Consider the following 4,450-nt stretch of genomic DNA (forward strand, 5'->3'; position numbering starts at 1 on the left):
CGGCGTCGGCCCCCGCGTCACCGCCGCCCCCTCCACCCGTTCCGGCCCGTCCCTCGCGCCAGGCCGTCGTCATCGGTGCGGGCGTCGTGGCTGTCGCCGTGCTGCTCGGCGTCGTCTCGTACACCTCCACCCGCCCGGACACACCCTCCCGCGCGTCCTCCGGGGAGCGTGTGGTCGCCGAGATCCCCGCGCAGCCGCAGCCCCGCGTCTATCCCGAGCTGGTGAAGCTCGCCCGGCGTGGCGTGGGCGATCCGCTCGCCGTGGGCCGTCCGGACGCGCCCGTCGTCATGGTCGAGTACGCCGACTTCAAGTGCGGCTACTGCGGGAAGTTCGCCCGCGACAGCGAGCCCGCGCTGATCAAGAAGTACGTCGACGACGGCACCCTCCGTATCGAATGGCGCAACTTCCCGATCTTCGGCAACCAGTCCGAGGCCGCGGCCCGTGCCGCCTGGGCCGCCGGGCGTCAGGGCCGCTTCTGGCAGTTCCACACCGCCGCCTACGCCCAGGGATCGAAGGAGAAGGGCTTCGCCGTCGACCGGCTCGACCAGCTCGCCCGCGAGGCCGGCGTGAAGGACATCAACCGGTTCAGGGACGACCGCGAGAGCGACGCCGCCGAGGCGGCCGTACGGAAGGACCTGGCGGAGGCGTACGGGCTCGGCGCCACCTCCACCCCGTCCTTTCTCGTCAACGGCCGTCCCATCGCGGGCGCCCAGCCGCTCGACACCTTCACCCGGGCCATCGAGGCGGCGAAGAAGGATCCCCCGCCCAAGCTCACCCCGCAGAAGGAGACAGCCCCGAAAGGCACAACTCCCAAGGAGACGGCCCCCCAAGACCTTCCGAAAGACCTTCCCAAGGACCTTCCGACGAAGACCGTCCCGACGAATTCCGTCCCGATGACGAAGGACGCGGCTCCGATGGGCCTCCCGACGCAGGACTCCACGAGGAGTGACAGCGCGAAGAGCGACAGCAAGGGCGGCAAGGACGATCGGTGACGACCGACATCGGCTACCCCGTCGCGCTGCTCGGCGGTCTGCTGGCGCTGCTCAGCCCGTGCAGCGCCCTGCTGCTGCCCGCGTTCTTCGCGTACTCCATCGACTCGGCGGGCCGCCTCCTCGCCCGTACCGGCATCTTCTACCTGGGCCTGGCCACCACCCTCGTCCCGCTGGGCGCCGCCGGTTCCTTCGCGGGACGGCTCTTCCACGGCCATCGCGATCTGCTGGTCGCCCTAGGCGGCTGGCTGATCATCGCGCTCGGGCTCGCCCAGATCCTCGGGCTGGGCTTCGCCTCGCGCCGTATGGCCGAGCTGTCGGGGCGGATCCGGCCCACGACCGCGTTGTCCGTGTACGCGCTCGGCCTGGTCTACGGGCTCGCCGGCTTCTGCGCGGGGCCGATCCTCGGCAGCGTGCTGACGGTGGCCGCGCTGAGCGGCACGCCGGTCTACGGGAGCGTGCTGCTCGCGGTGTACGCGCTCGGCATGGCCGTACCGCTGTTCCTGCTGGCCCTGCTCTGGGAGCGGTACGGTCTCGGCCGCCGGACCTGGCTGCGCGGCCGTGCCTTCCGGGCCGGCGGCTTCGAACTGCACACGACCTCGCTGCTCTCCGGGATCTTCTTCGTCGTGCTGGGGACGGTCTTCCTCGTCTTCGACGGGACGACCGCGCTGCCGGGGCTGCTCTCGGTCGACGCGTCCTTCGAGGTCGAACGCCGGGCGCGCGATGTCGCCGCGGCGGTGCCGGACTGGGCGCTGCTGACCGCCGTGGCGCTGGTCGCGGTCCTGGTCACGGTGGCGCGCCGGCCGCGCGGACGAGTTACGGGCGAGCCGGACCGTACCCGTACCGAAGAGGCCGGAACGGGCGGCACGGCCGGAGCGGACGGCACGGGCGGCACATGACGATGACGGGAGAGCCGAAGCCATCGCCGATGACAGGAAAGCCGAAACCCCGCCGAGATCCTCGGCGGGGCCTGTGCCCTTACGGGCGGTGGTGGCTGGGGCCGGGATCGAACCGGCGACCTATCGCTTTTCAGGCGATCGCTCGTACCAACTGAGCTACCCAGCCACGCAACCTGACGGTTGCAGCGGTCCTGACGGGATTTGAACCCGCGGCCTCCACCTTGACAGGGTGGCGAGCACTCCAAACTGCTCCACAGGACCATGCGATGTGCGAGCACCAGTTTCGCACACCGTAACGCGTGCTCCCAACGGAATTCGCATCCTGACCGTCCGAACTGGTGATTCCCAGTGACCGGCCGGACACGTACCGCTTGGCTGATGTCGCTGAATCAGCGTAGCAGACCCAAGGTCATGCCCCGCACGCGTGACCTGCGGCCTCGTCGCGCAGAGCCGGGGGCGGTGTCATGCCGGGCGCCGGTCGCACGCTTCCGCCACCTGGGCGTCCGTAACAGGTTCGGTGTCACCGCAAAGTCGTCGCGCCGATCGCCTCACGTTGCGTCCGCGGCCAGAGTGGCGGGACGGAGAGGGGTGGCGGAGGATGCCCGCATTCGGGCGGAGGAATCTTGAGAATTCGAGAAGACGAAGCCGACCGCGTCCCGGTTGTCTCATGCCGAGACAACCGAAACGTGGGGTGTTCGTACGTGCCCCCAACGGGATTCGAACCCGTGCTACCGCCTTGAAAGGGCGGCGTCCTGGGCCACTAGACGATGAGGGCTAAGGGCCCGCCTGGGCGCTTTGCAGCGCGTCGGGGACGGGAGAAGCATATGGGATGGCAGGAGCTATCGCCAAAACGGTTTACGGGGCGGGCGCGGGGGACGGTGCGGGGGCGCCCGCCGGGATTCGTGAAGGTGAGGGTGAGGGTGAGGGTGAGGCGGTACGGCCGCCCGGGGGCGGTCCCGTGAGCCTGGTGCTCCTCGACGGACTCGGGCGCCCCGGCGTACGTCCCGACGGGCCCCGGCTCCGCGACGGGCTCCGGCCCTCCGGCGGTCCGGAACCCGCTGACGGGCCGGTGCTCCCCGAGGTGTCCGGTGACGGGTTCGGGCCGTCCGACGGGTTCGCTTCCGGTGACGGGCTCGCGCCCGGCGTGCCCGCCTCCTTGGGGAGATGGCGGCTGACCTCCGCCGTCGTCAGTCCCAGACCGCCGAGGGTGATCTCGTCCCACGCCTGGAGCCGCTTGGTCGTCCGGTCCAGATAGAGCACGGAGGTGCGTACCTTCTCCGGCTCGTCGTTCTGCACGGCGCGCAGCCCGCCGCCGCCCGTCGACCCCTCGATCTTCAGCCGGGTGCCGTGCGCCATCACCTCGGTCTCGCGGTGGTGGACATGACCGGACAGAACGAGCGGGACGAGCCCGTCGGTCTCCCGCGCCGCCACGGGGTTGTGGGCGACCGCGATGTGCGCGGGCCTGCCGGCCGCCGTGTGGTCGCGCAGGGCCGAGGCGAACTGGATGCCGGCCATGCGCTCCGCCGGGTCGCCCCCCGCCTCCGTCGAGCGGTCCGGCGTGAACTGCGGATCGCCCATGCCCGCCACCCGGAGCCCGGCGACGTTCACCGCCCGGCCCTCGTCCAGGACCCGGACGTTCTTCATGCGCCGGAGGTACTTCTGGGTGTTCTCCGAGTCGTGGTTCCCGCGTACCCAGACATAAGGGACACCGAGATCGGCGATCGGATCGAGGAAGGTGTTCTCGGCGGAGGCACCATGGTCCATGGTGTCGCCCGAGTCGATGATCACATCGATTCCGTACTGCTCCACGAGCGAGCCGATGATGTGCCAGGACGCCGGGTTGAGATGGATGTCGGAGACATGCAGCACCCGCAGGGTCGCCGGGTCCGGCTGGTAGGTGGGCAGCGTCGAGGTGGCGTCGTACAGCTTGGTCACATTGGTCACCAGCCGCGCCAGCTCCTTCTGGTAGACGTCGAAATCGGTGACGATCGAGCGGGCGCTGCCGACGACCTGAGGAGCGGAGGAGAGCAGTCCGGAGAACTTGGGCTCCAGCACCGACTTGGGGTTCCAGGTGGCGTACGCGCCGACCCCGGAGGCGGCCAGCAGCGCGAGCGCGAGCCCGCCGGCGGCGAGTGCGCGGCGCGGACGGCGGTAGACGGCGAGCCCGAGGGCGGTCGCGCCGGAGACGACGGCGGCACAGGAGCGTACGGCCAGCTCCGTGGTGCCGTCCTCGACATCGTGGGTGACCTCGTCCTGGAGCCCCGAGAGCCGTTCGGGATGCTCGACGAGCGCGGTGGAACGCACGGGATCGAGCTGGTCCACGTCCACGTCGAGACGGATGGGCGCGGTGTGCGTCTTCATCTCCAGCGCGCCGAGAGGCGAGACATTGATCTTGGTGCCGCCGGTGAGGGACGGCCGCAGCGTCATCCGCGTGTCCATCGGGCCGACGGGCGTCCGTACGCTGCCGACGACCAGCAGCCCGAGCCACGCGCCCAGCACCACGACGGTGACCAGACCGAGGGCGCGGGAATACGGGTGCGGTGAGTGGACCAGCGCGCTGGT

Annotated in this window: 3 protein-coding genes and 3 tRNA genes; 2 read left to right on the forward strand and 4 right to left on the reverse strand. The window is 70.5% G+C overall.

What is annotated here, in order from left to right:
- Nucleotides 1-86 precede the first annotated feature (86 nt).
- Both BFF77_RS31440 and BFF77_RS31445 read left to right on the forward strand, forming a co-directional pair.
- On the forward strand, nt 87-992 hold the full coding sequence (locus tag BFF77_RS31440) for a DsbA family protein (RefSeq protein ID WP_425424457.1): 906 nt from the start codon (nt 87-89) through the stop codon (nt 990-992).
- Nucleotides 989-1,888, forward strand: a complete 900-nt coding sequence (locus BFF77_RS31445) for a cytochrome c biogenesis CcdA family protein (protein ID WP_066956863.1) — start codon at nt 989-991, stop codon at nt 1,886-1,888. The genes BFF77_RS31440 and BFF77_RS31445 overlap by 4 nt, the downstream gene beginning before the upstream one ends.
- 89 nt (nt 1,889-1,977) lie before the next feature.
- Here BFF77_RS31445 and BFF77_RS31450 read toward each other — a convergent pair.
- The 4 genes from BFF77_RS31450 to BFF77_RS31465 form a co-directional block, all read right to left on the reverse strand.
- Nucleotides 1,978-2,054: transfer RNA gene (locus tag BFF77_RS31450), tRNA-Phe, on the reverse strand.
- 20 nt (nt 2,055-2,074) lie between these two features.
- Nucleotides 2,075-2,149, reverse strand: a tRNA-Asp gene (locus tag BFF77_RS31455).
- A gap of 441 nt (nt 2,150-2,590) precedes the next feature.
- Nucleotides 2,591-2,663 (reverse strand) — tRNA-Glu (locus tag BFF77_RS31460).
- Nucleotides 2,664-2,743: 80 nt separating this feature from the next.
- Nucleotides 2,744-4,441, reverse strand: a complete 1,698-nt coding sequence (locus BFF77_RS31465) for a metallophosphoesterase family protein (RefSeq protein WP_079125657.1) — start codon at nt 4,439-4,441, stop codon at nt 2,744-2,746.
- Nucleotides 4,442-4,450 lie beyond the last annotated feature (9 nt).

This window comes from Streptomyces lushanensis, assembly GCF_001700515.1.
In the GTDB taxonomy this organism is placed as follows: Bacteria; Actinomycetota; Actinomycetes; order Streptomycetales; family Streptomycetaceae; genus Streptomyces; species Streptomyces lushanensis.